The 13,882-nt window shown below is 54.2% G+C and carries 14 protein-coding genes and 3 tRNA genes; 6 read left to right on the forward strand and 11 right to left on the reverse strand.

Annotated features, from left to right (window positions below):
• Nucleotides 1-23 precede the first annotated feature (23 nt).
• The 6 genes from pgsA (at nt 24) to NHG65_RS09135 (ending at nt 1,847) form a co-directional block, all read left to right on the forward strand.
• Nucleotides 24-572, forward strand: coding sequence for a CDP-diacylglycerol--glycerol-3-phosphate 3-phosphatidyltransferase (gene pgsA / locus NHG65_RS09110; RefSeq protein WP_017892379.1), 549 nt, complete (start codon nt 24-26; stop codon nt 570-572).
• Between the two features lie 145 nt (nt 573-717).
• Nucleotides 718-793 (forward strand) — tRNA-Gly (locus NHG65_RS09115).
• Between the two features lie 57 nt (nt 794-850).
• Nucleotides 851-924: transfer RNA gene (locus tag NHG65_RS09120), tRNA-Cys, on the forward strand.
• Between the two features lie 10 nt (nt 925-934).
• Nucleotides 935-1,020 (forward strand) — tRNA-Leu (locus NHG65_RS09125).
• A gap of 219 nt (nt 1,021-1,239) precedes the next feature.
• On the forward strand, nt 1,240-1,551 hold the full coding sequence (locus NHG65_RS09130; protein ID WP_499183467.1) for a type II toxin-antitoxin system RelE/ParE family toxin: 312 nt from the start codon (nt 1,240-1,242) through the stop codon (nt 1,549-1,551).
• 2 nt (nt 1,552-1,553) lie between these two features.
• A complete protein-coding gene (locus NHG65_RS09135; RefSeq protein ID WP_261279083.1) occupies nt 1,554-1,847 on the forward strand; it encodes a helix-turn-helix domain-containing protein in 294 nt (97 codons plus the stop codon).
• A gap of 54 nt (nt 1,848-1,901) precedes the next feature.
• Here the strand turns inward: NHG65_RS09135 and NHG65_RS09140 are convergent, their stop codons facing one another.
• From NHG65_RS09140 to NHG65_RS09190, 11 genes are all read right to left on the reverse strand, one after another.
• Complete coding sequence (locus NHG65_RS09140; protein ID WP_261279084.1) at nt 1,902-2,123, reverse strand: ogr/Delta-like zinc finger family protein; 222 nt, start codon at nt 2,121-2,123, stop codon at nt 1,902-1,904.
• Between the two features lie 73 nt (nt 2,124-2,196).
• The gene (locus NHG65_RS09145) at nt 2,197-3,288 is read right to left on the reverse strand and encodes a phage late control D family protein (RefSeq protein WP_499183182.1); all 1,092 of its coding nucleotides are present in this window, start codon (nt 3,286-3,288) and stop codon (nt 2,197-2,199) included.
• The gene (locus NHG65_RS09150) at nt 3,285-3,749 is read right to left on the reverse strand and encodes a phage tail protein (protein WP_270101798.1); all 465 of its coding nucleotides are present in this window, start codon (nt 3,747-3,749) and stop codon (nt 3,285-3,287) included. The genes NHG65_RS09145 and NHG65_RS09150 overlap by 4 nt, the downstream gene beginning before the upstream one ends.
• 11 nt (nt 3,750-3,760) lie before the next feature.
• Complete coding sequence (locus NHG65_RS09155; RefSeq protein ID WP_499183183.1) at nt 3,761-6,682, reverse strand: phage tail tape measure protein; 2,922 nt, start codon at nt 6,680-6,682, stop codon at nt 3,761-3,763.
• Nucleotides 6,675-6,797, reverse strand: coding sequence for a GpE family phage tail protein (locus tag NHG65_RS09160; RefSeq protein WP_112362424.1), 123 nt, complete (start codon nt 6,795-6,797; stop codon nt 6,675-6,677). Before NHG65_RS09160 ends, NHG65_RS09155 begins: the two co-directional genes overlap by 8 nt.
• An 11-nt stretch (nt 6,798-6,808) precedes the next feature.
• Nucleotides 6,809-7,162 carry a phage tail assembly protein gene (locus NHG65_RS09165; RefSeq protein WP_499183184.1) on the reverse strand — a complete coding sequence of 118 codons (354 nt, stop codon included), beginning with the start codon at nt 7,160-7,162 and terminating at the stop codon, nt 6,809-6,811.
• A gap of 77 nt (nt 7,163-7,239) precedes the next feature.
• The gene (locus tag NHG65_RS09170; RefSeq protein WP_006322489.1) at nt 7,240-7,755 is read right to left on the reverse strand and encodes a phage major tail tube protein; all 516 of its coding nucleotides are present in this window, start codon (nt 7,753-7,755) and stop codon (nt 7,240-7,242) included.
• A gap of 10 nt (nt 7,756-7,765) precedes the next feature.
• Nucleotides 7,766-8,938 carry a phage tail sheath protein gene (locus NHG65_RS09175; protein ID WP_499183185.1) on the reverse strand — a complete coding sequence of 391 codons (1,173 nt, stop codon included), beginning with the start codon at nt 8,936-8,938 and terminating at the stop codon, nt 7,766-7,768.
• 168 nt (nt 8,939-9,106) lie between these two features.
• Nucleotides 9,107-10,189: a phage tail protein gene (locus tag NHG65_RS09180; protein ID WP_499183186.1), complete on the reverse strand. Its 1,083-nt coding sequence runs from the start codon at nt 10,187-10,189 to the stop codon at nt 9,107-9,109.
• Between the two features lie 2 nt (nt 10,190-10,191).
• A complete protein-coding gene (locus NHG65_RS09185) occupies nt 10,192-10,908 on the reverse strand; it encodes a hypothetical protein (RefSeq protein ID WP_499183187.1) in 717 nt (238 codons plus the stop codon).
• 10 nt (nt 10,909-10,918) lie between these two features.
• Nucleotides 10,919-13,882, reverse strand: a complete 2,964-nt coding sequence (locus NHG65_RS09190; protein ID WP_499183188.1) for a putative phage tail protein — start codon at nt 13,880-13,882, stop codon at nt 10,919-10,921.

Below are 13,882 nucleotides of genomic sequence, written 5' to 3' on the forward strand. Positions count from 1 at the left end.
AGCCAGATAGTTACCGTAGCATTATGCAATTGAATATACCGACTTGGCTTACTCTGTTTCGCGTAGTTCTGATCCCATTCTTTGTTCTGGCATTTTATCTGCCGTTCACCTGGGCTCCGATGGTTTGCGCCGTCATCTTTGTGTTTGCTGCCATAACCGACTGGTTTGATGGTTTCCTCGCCCGTCGCTGGAAGCAAACTACCCGTTTTGGGGCGTTCCTCGACCCGGTGGCGGACAAGGTGATGGTGGCTGTGGCGCTGGTACTGGTGGCAGAACACTACCATGTCTGGTGGATTACCCTGCCTGCGGCGACCATGATTGCCCGTGAAATTATCATCTCGTCACTGCGTGAGTGGATGGCGGAGATCGGTAAGCGCAGCAGCGTGGCGGTGTCCTGGATTGGTAAAGTGAAAACCATGGCGCAAATGATGTCGCTGGTCGGGTTGCTGTGGCGCCCGGACCGGACCGTTGAGTATGTGTCCTTTGGTTTGTTGTACATCGCGGCGGTGCTGACTTTCTGGTCAATGTTCCAATATTTGAACGCTGCCCGCAAAGATTTGCTGGAACCCTGATCAAAGCGCTGCAAAAATCGTCAAACAAACGTAATGAGCCAACAATTTTATTGACTCATTACGTCAGGTAAGTAGAATGCATCGCATCAGACGGCAGCAGTGATTTGCCGAAAGATAGCAAAAAAATCAGTAAGTTCTGATTAATGCGGGAATAGCTCAGTTGGTAGAGCACGACCTTGCCAAGGTCGGGGTCGCGAGTTCGAGTCTCGTTTCCCGCTCCAAATTTAATAAAGCTGGTGTTTTACGAGCTTTAGCCTGTAAAAGGCAAATAGAATTTAGGCGCGTTAACAAAGCGGTTATGTAGCGGATTGCAAATCCGTCTAGTCCGGTTCGACTCCGGAACGCGCCTCCAATTTTCCCGAGCCCGGGTGGTGAAATCGGTAGACACAAGGGATTTAAAATCCCTCGGCTTATGGCTGTGCGGGTTCAAGTCCCGCCCCGGGTACCAGGAAAATAAATTCAAGAATAACAAGCAATAAGTAGTAATGTCGTGACCGCCGGAAGGCGGTTTTTTTGTGCCTGAAAAACGTCAAGTGGCAGCAAAATGGCAGCACGATGGCAGCAAATATTTTCATCCCTCCCCGGTTAACATCTAACTATGCGCCATTGACTTACACCGCGCTGGTGATAATATGTGTTTACGGTATACGCCACTGACGCATATAAGATGATATTTATAGAAACCCCGATTTTTACAGAGGATGTTCTGACGCTACTCAGTGATGAAGAGTATCGAGAGTTTCAGCTTCATCTTGCCGAGAACCCAACCGCAGGCGATGTGATCAAAGAAACCGGCGGATTACGCAAGGTTCGTTGGGCTAGCGGTGGCAAAGGGAAGCGTGGCGGTGTGCGGGTCATTTATTATTATAAGTTGTCCGAATCTCAGATCCGTCTGTTGTTGATCTACAAAAAGGGCATTAAAGATGATTTGTCTGCGGATGAAAAACGCGCCCTTCGCGCATTGAATGAGAGGTGGTAACTATGGACGTTAAACTGTTCGATCGCTTGAAAGAAAGCATGACGCAAATGAATGAAATCCTTGATGGGGAGCGCGTGCCTTCCCGTGAATTTAATGTCAGCGCCGTCCAAGTAAAAAATATCCGCCAGGCTACCGGTTTATCCCAGCCTGTTTTTGCCGCGCTGATTTCTGTCAGCGTGGGTACGCTTAAAAATTGGGAGCAGGGCAGACGGGAACCTACCGGCCCGGCCAAAGCATTGCTGCGTGCGATTGAGCGAGATCCGCAGCATGTCCTGCCTGCACTTTCTATTAAGTGACTTTATTTATCACACATTAACGCCCGCATTTGCGGGCGTTTTTGTTTGAGGCATTTAACCAAATACTAATGCAGTTTGGCCGCTGCTTTGTGGGTGAGGTTGGACGGGATCCACTGTTTGCGGTTGGGAAATCATGCGGGTAAAAGTTTCATGACTTACGAATGTGCCCCCACAATTGATGTTGGTGCACTGGTTGTAACGTTCTTTGGTGGTTGAGGTGATATAGCTTGATGATCGGGTGTGTGCGGCCTGGCCGCAAAGCGGGCAATGCATCATGGCGGGATTCTCCGAGATGCCCTGACTATGGTCAGTATTGCTAATAATTATGCACAATTATTGCTGTTTTGCATCACTCCATTTCCAGATCATCAATCTTGACCTCCAAATCGAGAGCGGTTGTAAATCCGCTGTTGTTCAGCGCATGAGTAACCTTAACCAACGTCCAATTGGCCTCATCAATCTCTTTTTTAAAACCTGAAACAGTGACCGGTGCTTCCGGGTAAATGTCTGCACGTCCACGCGCAAGCTGAATAGAGAAGGTCGCAACACCACGCTGAATACGTTCCCAGTTGGCCTTTGCCGCGCGCTGTGCATTATATTTTGATGCGTAGGTGTGACGCAGTACCAACACATTTTCATCACTGCCGATCAGGTATTCCCCCTGTTTTTCATCAATAACAGCCGGTTTTTTTACGCGACGGCGTTTAACCTTCACCTGTTCGCTTTTCGCTGTGCGGGTATTCAGCCAGTTGGCCACAACGCCGGTATAAGCTCCCCGATCGGTTAGCGTGAATTGATGGCTATCACCTGACTGACGATTAATGATGATTGCCGGGATCGGTTTCCCCCCGGCGGTCATGTTTTGCCCCTGCTTAAAAAACAGCAGATTGCCGTTTTTTATGGCGGCCACAGCGCCATTCTCTTTTGCCAGTCGGGTGATAAAACTCCCGTCTGACTCGGTAGTTTGGTCGATATGTCCGATCTGAATGTCTGCCACATTCTTATTGATGACCGCCGCCAGCTTGTTGCGGCCTGCAATGGTTCGGACAATGTCCCCTATAGTTTTTTTATGATAAGAGGCATCGCGCTGCACGTTCAATGTTTGCCGAAAATCGGCACTGCGGGCTGTTATGGTCAATACGTCAGGTGCGCCAGCATGGCCGATTTCATCAACGACAAACGTCCCTTTATCGATCACCCCGGTATCTTTCCAGCCAAGTGCAACAGCCAGACTGACACCACGGCGGGGCAGCTTCAAATTGCCTTCGCTATCGTCAAGCTCAATATTGATCTGGTCAGCCTCAAAGCCCCGGTTATCCGTTAGCGTCAGGTTGATTAATTTTTCTTTCACCTCCCCGGAGATATCAACGCCCTCAATGCTAAGCGAGTATGCCGGGGTATTGTCGCCGCCGAGTTTGTCTAACGTATCGATCAGGCTCATGACAGGTACCCGCCGACGGTATCGGAAACCTGCTCGGCCAGGTCTTCAAATTGCTGAGACAAATCGCCGAACATGTCTTTTAGTCCTTCATCAGTTCGCTTGAGCGTGATAGTGAACTCAATACGACGGGCGGAGCCATCCGCAAAGAATACAGTTTTGGTGCGGCTCAGGCTCTCGATCACAAACATGCCATGTATTGCACCGCTCCCCTCAATCAATGACCAGGCCTTGCCGGTTTCCGCCATTAATTGGATAGCCATCAGGGAAACCCGGCCCCCGGTTAATGCCGGCAGCAAAACGCCGCTCAGTGTGATGGTTTCATCATCCGGCCCCAAAAACTGGCTTTGTGGACGAAGCCCGACGCGGCTATTGGTCGGATGCCGCCAGGCCATCTGGTGCTGAAACTCCTGGTATGGAACGGTTTGTAGCATGAACACAAACATGCCTAATGCCATCATCATAATGATCGTCCTCACTCGATATCATTAAAACTGCTGTTCGCTCTGGATCTTGCCTGCCGTTCTCGTGCATCCAATTGCCGAGCGACTTCCCGCGCAATGTCCTGCGGGGTGTGGTGGGCCTGAGCGATAATCTGAATAGGGGCGTGAATGTCGATGTAGGTATCACCGCCCTGGTGATGCGATGAAGTTGCCCCGCGCGGGTATTGGCTCCCCGGTAGGCTGTAGGGATGCAAGGGGGCGTCCGCAGCGGTGGCAGGGCCACCCATAAATAACGCGGCAACTGCCGCCATGGCGGCGGTATTCTTGCGACTGGTGACATTCGCCGGCCCGTTGACAATTTCCGGGCCATACTCACCCACCACGCCAAATTTCCCCAGAGGGATCCTGCCGCCGTTATCGTGCTCACCGGTATACCTATTGCGTATTGCTGCCGCTGAATTGCCTTGTGGGCCTGGCGTCATGACCACACCGGCCCGGCGGGCAGCATCGGCAACGCCGGGGTTTGTCTGTGCTAATAGGCGGGTTTTATCCGATTTGGTTTTAACTTCATCCAGCTTGTCTAAAACCCACTTAATTGAATCTGTGAGTAATTTTAGTGGTGTAAGCGCTAATTCAATGCCTGATGCCAGAAACTCGCCGAACTTTTTCCCCGCCGATGCGGCACTGTTCAGGTTGTCTTTTGTCGACTTCACCGGGGTTAGCAGATCGGTAAACCAGCCCCACAGGGCCTTAATCTTGTCGCCAATCCAGGTGAATACCGGCATCAGTGGCGCAAAGGCGTCTTTGATGGGGGCCGCCGCCGCTTTGAAACCGTCAACCACGCCGCCCAGGAATGCTTTGATCGGATTCCAATATTTATAAATCAACAGGCCCGCGCCGACGATGGCAGCAGCAATTAACCCAAGTGGGCTAACCAAAATACCGAACATGCTCCCCAGACCGCCCAGGGCAAAACGCAGGAACCGTAACGGGGATGTTGCCAGCCAGGTAAACACGCGGCCAATCCCCTTAATTCCTTTGGTTGCAGTTTGTAGCGGTGATGATGCGAAAGACGCGACGGCGCGCCCGGCGCTGCCAAGGTGCTGTTTAGAAAATGTCAGTGCATTCTTTCCCGCTTCCAGCAGTGAACGGCTGAAACTACCAACCTGTTTTGTGGTGATCGGGGTGGTGCTGGCAAATTTCAGCATGCTGAGTGACAGGTTGGGCAGCAGGCGGATCCCCAACATGCGTGTGCTGAATCGGAGTAGGGCGAACGGCCCCAACAGACCGACAACGGCGATGGCCAACGTACCGAAAACGGTGGTTGAAATGGCGGCCGCTGCGCCAAGCTTTACGAGGGCGGCGCTGATTTTTGGATGTGCTTTCAGGAACTCAGCAACGCCATGTAAAAAGTTGCTGATGCCTTTTGCTGTTTTGCGCAGCCAGGCGTCATTTTTTTCAAATAATTCAACGCTGATATTTTCCAGAGCGGCATGTAACATCGTCATGTCGCCTTTCATGTTATCCAGCATGGTATTGGAAACCCGCCGGGCCTCCCCGTCGTACTCACCTGGCGCGCCGCGCATCTGTTGCAGCTTGCCGTCTGACACTGCCCGCATCAGCTCACCAAATCCGGTGACGGCATACATGCCGGCAATGTCTTTAAAAATCTTGCCGCGATCGACGTTCCCCATTTTTGACGTTTTTTTGTCGATATCTTTTAGAATATCGACCAAATCACGCATGTTGCCGTCTCTATCTTTGGTTGTTACGCCCAGCTTTTTAACCGTGGGGCTGTTACCGATACGGCTTAGAATGGCACGCATCGCTGTACCCGCCTGGCTCCCCTGAATGCCGGCATTACCCATAATGGCCGTGGCAGCGGATACGGTTTCCAGGCTTTGCCCGTACTCACGCCCCACACTGGCGGAATATTTCAGTGATTCGCCCAGCATGGGAATATCAACGTTGTTACGGGTAAACAGGGCGGTTAGCACGTCGGCCACCCTGTCCATTTTTTCCGCAGGGATCCCCATGGCGGTTTGGATGTTTGACGCAATATCGGCGGTGGTGCCAAGGTCAATGTCACCGGCAGCGGCCAGATTCAACATCCCCGGCATCGCTTTTAAAACTTGCTGGGGTGAATAGCCTGTTCTGCCAAGGAAATATTGCCCCTCGGCAACCTGGAGATCGGTGAATTTTGACGATAGCGGCAAGGTTCGCGCCTGGTGCCTTAATGACTGCATTTGCGGATCGGCTTTGGTTGGGATGCGCGTCACTGCCTGGGTTTTACTCATCATCGCATCGAAGTCATAGCCCACATGCAGGGCGTCAACCAGTCCCCGGCCCATGGCGCGCCCGGTGGCCATTGATGTATAGCCCACCCCGGCGGCCATCACTTTGCGCTGATTGCTTTCATCAAACTGGTGGCGCGCGGCATTCAGCCGCTTTTGCTGCTGGGCCTGCTGGTCTAATCGTTTCTGCTGTGCGGCTAATGCACCCGTCACCCCGGTGATGTTTGACCGCAGAGAACGCTGAGCCTCACCCAATCGATTTGTTGCCACGCCGCTGTTTTGCAGGGCGGTACGCTGGTTTTGCAGTGAAAGCCGTAAATCCGCGAATTTCTGTTGAAGCTTGGCCGCTTCTTCCCTCGCTTTCTGAAATTGGCGGGCCTGCTTGGCGGTCGGGCCGTCAGTGGATTTCAATGCAATGGCCAGATCGCGCGCTTTATCGCGGGCCGTGTTCAACGCCTGCGCGGCGGCGGCAACCTGGTTTTTTGTCTTGCGGAAACCGTCAATTTTCCCGGCTTGAGTATCAAGCTGTTTTAACTGGTCTTTTGTGGCTTTAACCGACGCGGCCAGCGCTTTATTGCTGGCCTGCATGGATTTAAACGGGCGGGTGATTTTATCGACCGCACTCAGTAAAACCTGCAATCGGAGGTTTTTGTCACTCATCACTTGCCCCGCTGCGGATAATGGCTCTGTGCCGCCATTCCAACAGCTCGGCCAGCGGCATCAGGTCGGTAACGGTTGGCGGCCAGTGGAAAACGGCGGCAATGTCCGCCGTCAGGTCTTCGACGGTTAGCTGTTGAGGAAATCGGATCTGACCGAACTCGGTAAGAAAAAAAGTGCCAACGCTTGGGACAACTGATACAGGTCTGCCGGATCCAGGCTGGAGACTTCGTTAGCCGTCAGGGCCGGGGAAGTGATACGCGGTAACACGGTGATCAGTGAATTGACATCAGTATCAATCAAAGCCTGCAAACGGGTACCACGCAATGCGCCAGCATTTGGCTTGTTGACGGTCACTTCGGTGATCTGCGTGGTGCCGCGCAGGACTGGGACGTCCAGGATCACCGGTTTGTTCAACAATTCGGTAACGGCATTGCCCTGGCCATCATCAATTTCAGTGTTTACAGTTTTGTCGCTTTTCATTGTTTAACCTTCATTTTGTCTGGTTTACCGGCCCCAGACCGGGGCCACGGAAACACCTGTGCAAGTGGGCAGAACGGTTACAGGCCGATAGCGCGGCGATGTTCTGCCAGCCGATCGACGCCATCCACGATTTCGATCATGTTCACCACGTCGATTTCAAGCAAGACAGCGCCGTCCATCGTCAGCTTGTAATAGGTATTCTTGGCGCTGAGTTTGGTTTGTGTGTTGTCACCCTGCTTGTAGTTGCCAAAATCAAACTCAGAAAAACGACCGCGCATGACCACTTCCACGGCGACAATTTCGCCGGTGTCATCGCGCTGGAAAGAACCAACAAAACGCAGCAGTACGCCATCAACCTTGGCGATCCCCCATTGCTTATAAAGCTGAGCCTCAATGCCGCCAAGGGTGATTTCTGCGTCCAGCGCGCCATCATCGATCCCCAGATCAACGCCGGCACTGCCGTTCATGCCGCCACCGCGATACTGTTCAAGCTTTCGCGTCAGTTTCGGCAGGGTGATTTCTTCAACTACGCCTTGATAGTTGTTGGCGTCGTTGAATAAGTTCAGGAATTTCAGTTTGCGTGGTAAGGCCATCGCGTCCCCCTTAGCTGTTCACGTTCTGAGTGAAATTCATCAGATACTGGTCGGTGATACGCTGGCGCAGCAGCAGATTTTCCAGCGGCGGCACGGGCGTGTAGTTGTAGTCCAGGATCAGCTTGCCCGCCTTCAACGTGTCTTTATCGTTGGCCGCATCATCCATCCAGCAATCGCCGTCGATAATGTAGCCGCCGGATTTCAGCTCACGGAATTTGGCCTTGATACCTTCGATAATGTCTTTGGCCAGGGAAGGGTGCATCGGCTGATCAACGGCCCACATTTGCGCTTCGGCCATGGTGTCAGCCAACACCTGCGCGGTGCGGGTGTAGTTCTCAAACTGGAACAGCGGATCATCTGAGCAGGTGCGGGAACCCCAGAAACGGAATCCATCTTTGCGGATCAACGTGGTGACGTCGTTTTGGTTCAGCAGATTGGCGTCGGTGGCCGTATCCTGCAAATCCCAATACACGTCAGCACTGATGCCGGTCACGCCGTTGACGCCCACGTTTGACAGGGTTTTGTGCCAACCGGTTTGCTCATCAATCTTGGCGCGTAGCCCCAACGCGCGGGCCGTTGCGTAGGCGGTTGCTGATGCGTTGGTCACGTTATCCCAGCTCAGGAAGTCTGGCCAAATCAGCATGGCTTCACGCTGGCTGAAATTTTTACGGTAGTCGATGGATTCGGCCACGGTTTTACAGCCGTAGGCACTCAGGTACGCGAAACCGCGCAGACTTTGCGCGATAGCCAGTAATTCGGAGGCTACGGCCTCATTATCATGACCAGGCACACCCAAAATGCGGGGTTTTACGCCAAGCTGGCTTTGCGCGGCCAACAAGGCTTTCATGCCGGTTTTTTTGCCTTCGGTGGTCACGCCGCCGATGATGTTGGTAGTGGTTTCCGCTTCGGTTTCACCCTGGGCGACACGCACAACGATGGTAACGGGCTTTGTCTGATCGCCGATGGCGTCGAGTGAACGGGCCAGGGTGCCTGATTCTCCGGCTTTACCGCTGGCGGTCAATACGTCGGTGAGTAATACGGGCGTGTTTAACGGGAAGGTTTTCGCGTCGGCGTCATCACCGGTACAGACCAGCCCAACAATAGCCGTGCTGACGGTGGTGATGGTGCGGGTGCCTTCGTTGATTTCCTGCACGCGCACGCCGTGGTGGTAGTCTTGAGCCATTAGGTGGATCTCCTGTAACGGTGTTCCCCTATGGTGTCTGCGGCTGGCGGGTAATGCATGTAGTGGGCTTTGTGTGAGGGATGGCACAAGGTGCGTGCTGGGCGCTTAAGTGGCAAGAATACCTAACAATGACTGCGTTTAACTAAAAATGAAAGCCCCAGACGGGGCTTATGCTACACGGTGCCACAGCATTTGCAGCTTGTGCTTTTCGACGATGGTGATCGCCTGGCCTTGGCCCAAATTATCAGTTTTGCCTTGCAGCGCGTGGTTGTGGGTTGGGATGACGAACGTGTGAACGTGGTCGTTTGCCCGTGATGTTTTGTTGCGGGTGCGATGGCTATCATTATCCGAACCCACAATGTAGTCGCCGTCCCATGCTTCTCCTGGTGCGCCCATCCCCCCGTCATGATCGTGTGCCCCGCCTGGTTCTGTACGCATGACGCCAAAGTCCATTTCATCTGTGAAGCCCTCCACCCCCAGGCTTTCCGCCGGCAGATTGTTCCGCCCGATGCTCACAGTGTCGCTGCCACCTTGCGTTCCCACGTCAGAACCGTCCGCCTTCGCCGTTCTGATCGTCAGGTGTTCGCCGGCATACTCCCATGTTGACCACGGCCAGTGCTCGTTAGGATTCACATTTTGGTTGAACAGGCGTGATGTTCCGACAGGGTTGTCCTGCTCCCAGCCGTCGCGGATTGCATTTTTTACTGCGGCGGCGATCGCCTTGTTTACGCTTTCTCCCAGCTCGCCGATCGCTTCGTCCGTGTAGTCCTTGGCCGCGTCTTCCGCGCTCTTGATGTCCTCGGCGGTTGCCAGGATAACAGACGGATCGGCAATCAGCTCCACGTCGGCCGTGCTGCTAACCTTCAACTGCATCCTGATGATCTGGAAGCGGCCGGAGCCTTCAGTCAGGAGTGGCTTATAGGTTTCCGGCATGTTGCCGACGGCGATGCATTCGCCATCGTCGGCGTAAAGCGCCAGCTCGCGCAGCCAAAAACCACCGATCTGCGGCGGCATGATCATTTCGGCTTCGATGACGCTGGCATTGTTGTCGGCAATGACCAGCTTGTTCAGTTTTCCGCGGTAGACTTCATTAATTAATTCTGCCCAATCAGGGCTTGGATTTGGCAAACTGCCGTCGCCATCCCCGACGGCCATGTGAGAGATCTCTACGGGATGACCCGTTATGGCCGCCTGAACTATTTTTTCATTACCTTTATTTGTCGTGATGACATAGAACGCATTGTCGGCCATGTTTAGCCCTCTCGTGATGCCATTACGTCAATGCCAGTTTTAATCACGGCCTTGCGCTGTTCTGGCGTCCAGTAGCCGTCATAAACCGCGACAAACCCCACTGAGCCATCGCATGTGCCGTTGGTTGCTGACTTGCCCAGCAGCAGCGGGCTGGCCCACTGCCCGACGTTGATAGGGCTGGAAAAGTCCTTGGTGATGATTTCGCCCAGTTGGTTCTCACCACGGATAACCGTTGGCGACAGCGTGAAACACAAAATATTCCACTCACCCGCGACGAACGTCGGGAACTGCACCACTTCGTTAGCCCCTGACGGGTAGGTCAGATTCAGGCGCAGCTTTTGGGTGGCACTCGAAAAGTCCACCGCAAACCCGCTCGATGTGCTGCTGTTGATGGTGCGCGAGTCGAGGAAGGTGTTATAGGCATCTGTACCGTTCACCTTCACCGCGCACAGCACCGAAATGCTTTCTTTATTGGCGATAAAGTCGGTGGTTGAGCCGCCGTTATCGCGGTTGAAGTCCAGCCCATAGGGCTTGATGATGCCGCCCGCTTTTGTGACCTTGTGGCCGTTGCCGCTGTTGTCCAGCGGATTCAGCAAGTCAAACGACACCAGCGCCGGCAGCGGGTTTTCGCTGACAAGGCGGGAGTTGACCACAACAAATTCATGATCCCAATTGTCCACCGGGATGTAGGAGTTACAAAAAATGCGCACGCCGCTCATAGTGTTGGCCTCAGATGAATACAGATGAAGGAATGTTCGGGGCTTTTTCGGCATCGCCCCGGTTTTCGTTTGCGGCCCCGCGCAGGGTGCCGGAATAGACTGCCGCACCGGCGGGGTTCAGCCAGGTACTGCCGATGGCGATGCTGTTGGTGCTGTCAAAGGCCGTGCTGCCGTTGGCATCGGGGATAAGCTGAATATCGGCGCCGTTGATGCGCACCCGGCTTTGCGCGTTACCGTTTTGCAGGCGCGCCACACAACCGCCGTGAATATCTACCACGGCCAGGGTGCCGGTAATATCAATCATGGCGGGGGCGCAGTTATCCATGACAATTCGCGGTATCCACGAATAGTCCGAGTCCAGGTATTCCGCCGTCCACCAGGATACCGTCCCCGCCATCGTGATGGTGTTGTTGCTGCTGCCGTCGCTGACCGGGTTGTTGACCACGCTGCGAATATCACGCAGCACCACATCGGCGTTGGTGCCGTCAGCGCGCTTCTTTACTCGCGAACCCACGGTGTTTTTGTGCATGTCGTTACTGGTCATCAGCCCGCACATCCAGGCATTTTTATCGACCGGCACGTTGATGGCGGTCATGCCCTCCACCCGAATAAACTCAGGCAGCAGCGTTTTATAACCGGTCACCGTGTGGTCGGTCTTTTCGCTGCGCACGGTGCGAACGGCGGCAAAGACAAACCGGTTAGGGTCAGCCGCGAACGCCATCGAGCCTTGCAGGTCTGCTGTGACGTTGCGCAGGTCGATGCGGTTAGGTGTGCGGGTGTCATGGCGGGCGTTGGTGCCATCCACGCCGACCAGGCGCACTACTTCATAGGAGCGGACAGACGCGCCGAGGTTGCTCGGGTTGGTCACGTCAAACTTGATAGTCAGCCCGTCGATAGACAGTGAGCCGTAGCAATCGCTGGCATAATCACCGCGCAGCTCGACGAACCAGTTTTGCATCGGCTCGCCACGGCCAGCAGTATCACCGACGGGAACAATCACAGAGATATTACGGAAATCCCAGGTGCCGCCGCCCTGCATGTTGATACCCAACCCCTTAAACTCCAGGTCGCGGCCGCTGATGTCGTAACCAAAGGTGTGCCAGTCGATGCGGTTGAACACGCAGCGTTCAAAGTGCATCTTTTTGGTGCCGTGGTGGCCGTTCACGCCCCAGCCGTACATGCCGGTGAAATCGTGCATGTACATGTTGATGCAGTCGCGATACGAGACCACATACGCCCCGGAGTAGCCAAACGACGCATCACACTGGCCGCCTTTAAACTCCACATCAAAGGTCTCATGGGCGGAAATCTTCACCCAGGCGGCTGCCTCGCCGTAAGCGTCGGTGCGCAACACCATTTTGCCGATGATGGTCTGGGGCCGGTACACCTCGATACTGACAAAACGGCGGCTGTTGCCGGATTCGTGGAAGAACGGCGGCTCGAACGTCAGGTACGAATCTTCCTTCTGTACGATTTTGGCGTAGGTCACCGTGCCCGCCGGAATGTCTTTCACCAGCATATCGGTCAGCGCCCCGTTCTTGCCGAGGCGGGCAAAGTCGCGATACAACACCTTGGCGCGCGGGTTGGTTGTGCTGCCGCTGCGGTAATACTCGACGGCACTGGACAAAATGAACAACTGCCCGCCGCGATAGCGGTACAAATCAGGCATTGGTAATTGGCCGCTACCGGCCTTCAGGTACGGTGCATAGGTGGTGTTGAGCAGGTTAATCTGCGCAGGCGTCAGCTCAATCACCGGTTTGCGTCCGCGAATAGTGAACATCCGCACCGGCTCCGGCGCATTGTCGTCAATGCCAGGTATAGGCCCCCAGCGATCTTGGTTCACGCCGGAAATGTCGGTTGTCACAATTGTGGCACCGGACAGGAAAGCATTCACCTTGACTTCAATTTCCGTGTCTTTCCACAGAAAACGGCCATCATCCTGACGCACGGGAATATTCAGCGCATTAGCAAAGGCAAAACAGGCTTTAATGGCTGCATCAGCCGGTATCTGGTCTGCTATCACCGCCGCTGCACCCGGATGGTCTCCCTGCTCTGCCAGGCTGGCGAAAGATCGGTACACCGATTCGGGGATGCGCGGTGCACCAAACATGTCGAACGAGACATAATCCGCGTTGCGCTTCCAGCGGCGGCCGAGGGCATCAACAAGACAGCCGCCCGCATCGTCGGGTGATGTAGTATCCCCGGCATCGACAACAAAGCGCCCGGCGATGCGGTTTCCCACCACGTCCTTGACCGTGGCCTCGCCGTCATACTGCCGGATGGCGTCATAGCTCACCGCCGTATCGCCGGGAATAATTTCGCCGGACTGGCCGCCACCGCCGGAACCGTCACCCCAGCCGACTTTCGTACCGTCGTCTTTGACCCCAGCAATGACCAGGCCATTCGCGGAATAAATCACAAACAGCCAGCCTGACGGCGCAAAATAGTCCACCGAACTGCCGGCGAAGTTTAACCCCGCGTTGCCCGTGACCAACTTGGCGACCATTTCGAATTCGATAGTGCCGTCATTATCACGAATGCGGAACGGTCGGATGCCGTTAGACGAAACGATATCAAAGAGCGAATCAGGCGAGTCTTGAAATGTATTTCGCATTTCGTTAATAACGCGTGAAACCAACTCACCGGAGAATAGCGTTTTCCCCGTAGCCTGGATAATCCCGCCATTATTAACACACTCGATAAACCAATAATCTGCATTGCCGGTTCTGACCGTAATCAATGCGCCTTCCGGTATTGCCCCTGCGTCAGCGGCGACTTGCGCCTGCTCAATTGACGGGTACGGATTTTCACCGAGGCGCAACCCTTCGACGGATCCCTTTAGGTATTGAGTGCGTGCGGCCAATTGTTTTGCCTGAATATTGGCTACACCAGATAGCCCGCCAGATACATCGTCGTTTCTCTGTATCTGGTAAATATTATCTGCCCACTCTTTGCCTTCTGTAATATTTGACAT

Source organism: Serratia myotis, assembly GCF_027474885.1.
Classification (GTDB): Bacteria; Pseudomonadota; Gammaproteobacteria; order Enterobacterales; family Enterobacteriaceae; genus Serratia; species Serratia proteamaculans.

What these genes read in the sequence shown, in the direction of transcription:
- pgsA (WP_017892379.1), top strand. Translation starts at nt 24, where the DNA reads ATGCAATTGAATATACCGACTTGGCTTACTCTGTTTCGCGTAGTTCTG.
- NHG65_RS09130 (WP_499183467.1), top strand. Translation starts at nt 1,240, where the DNA reads ATGATATTTATAGAAACCCCGATTTTTACAGAGGATGTTCTGACGCTA.
- NHG65_RS09135 (WP_261279083.1), top strand. Translation starts at nt 1,554, where the DNA reads ATGGACGTTAAACTGTTCGATCGCTTGAAAGAAAGCATGACGCAAATG.
- NHG65_RS09140 (WP_261279084.1), bottom strand. Translation starts at nt 2,123, where the DNA reads ATGATGCATTGCCCGCTTTGCGGCCAGGCCGCACACACCCGATCATCA.
- NHG65_RS09145 (WP_499183182.1), bottom strand. Translation starts at nt 3,288, where the DNA reads ATGAGCCTGATCGATACGTTAGACAAACTCGGCGGCGACAATACCCCG.
- NHG65_RS09150 (WP_270101798.1), bottom strand. Translation starts at nt 3,749, where the DNA reads ATGATGATGGCATTAGGCATGTTTGTGTTCATGCTACAAACCGTTCCA.
- NHG65_RS09155 (WP_499183183.1), bottom strand. Translation starts at nt 6,682, where the DNA reads ATGAGTGACAAAAACCTCCGATTGCAGGTTTTACTGAGTGCGGTCGAT.
- NHG65_RS09165 (WP_499183184.1), bottom strand. Translation starts at nt 7,162, where the DNA reads ATGAAAAGCGACAAAACTGTAAACACTGAAATTGATGATGGCCAGGGC.
- NHG65_RS09170 (WP_006322489.1), bottom strand. Translation starts at nt 7,755, where the DNA reads ATGGCCTTACCACGCAAACTGAAATTCCTGAACTTATTCAACGACGCC.
- NHG65_RS09175 (WP_499183185.1), bottom strand. Translation starts at nt 8,938, where the DNA reads ATGGCTCAAGACTACCACCACGGCGTGCGCGTGCAGGAAATCAACGAA.
- NHG65_RS09180 (WP_499183186.1), bottom strand. Translation starts at nt 10,189, where the DNA reads ATGGCCGACAATGCGTTCTATGTCATCACGACAAATAAAGGTAATGAA.
- NHG65_RS09185 (WP_499183187.1), bottom strand. Translation starts at nt 10,908, where the DNA reads ATGAGCGGCGTGCGCATTTTTTGTAACTCCTACATCCCGGTGGACAAT.
- NHG65_RS09190 (WP_499183188.1), bottom strand. Translation starts at nt 13,882, where the DNA reads ATGTCAAATATTACAGAAGGCAAAGAGTGGGCAGATAATATTTACCAG.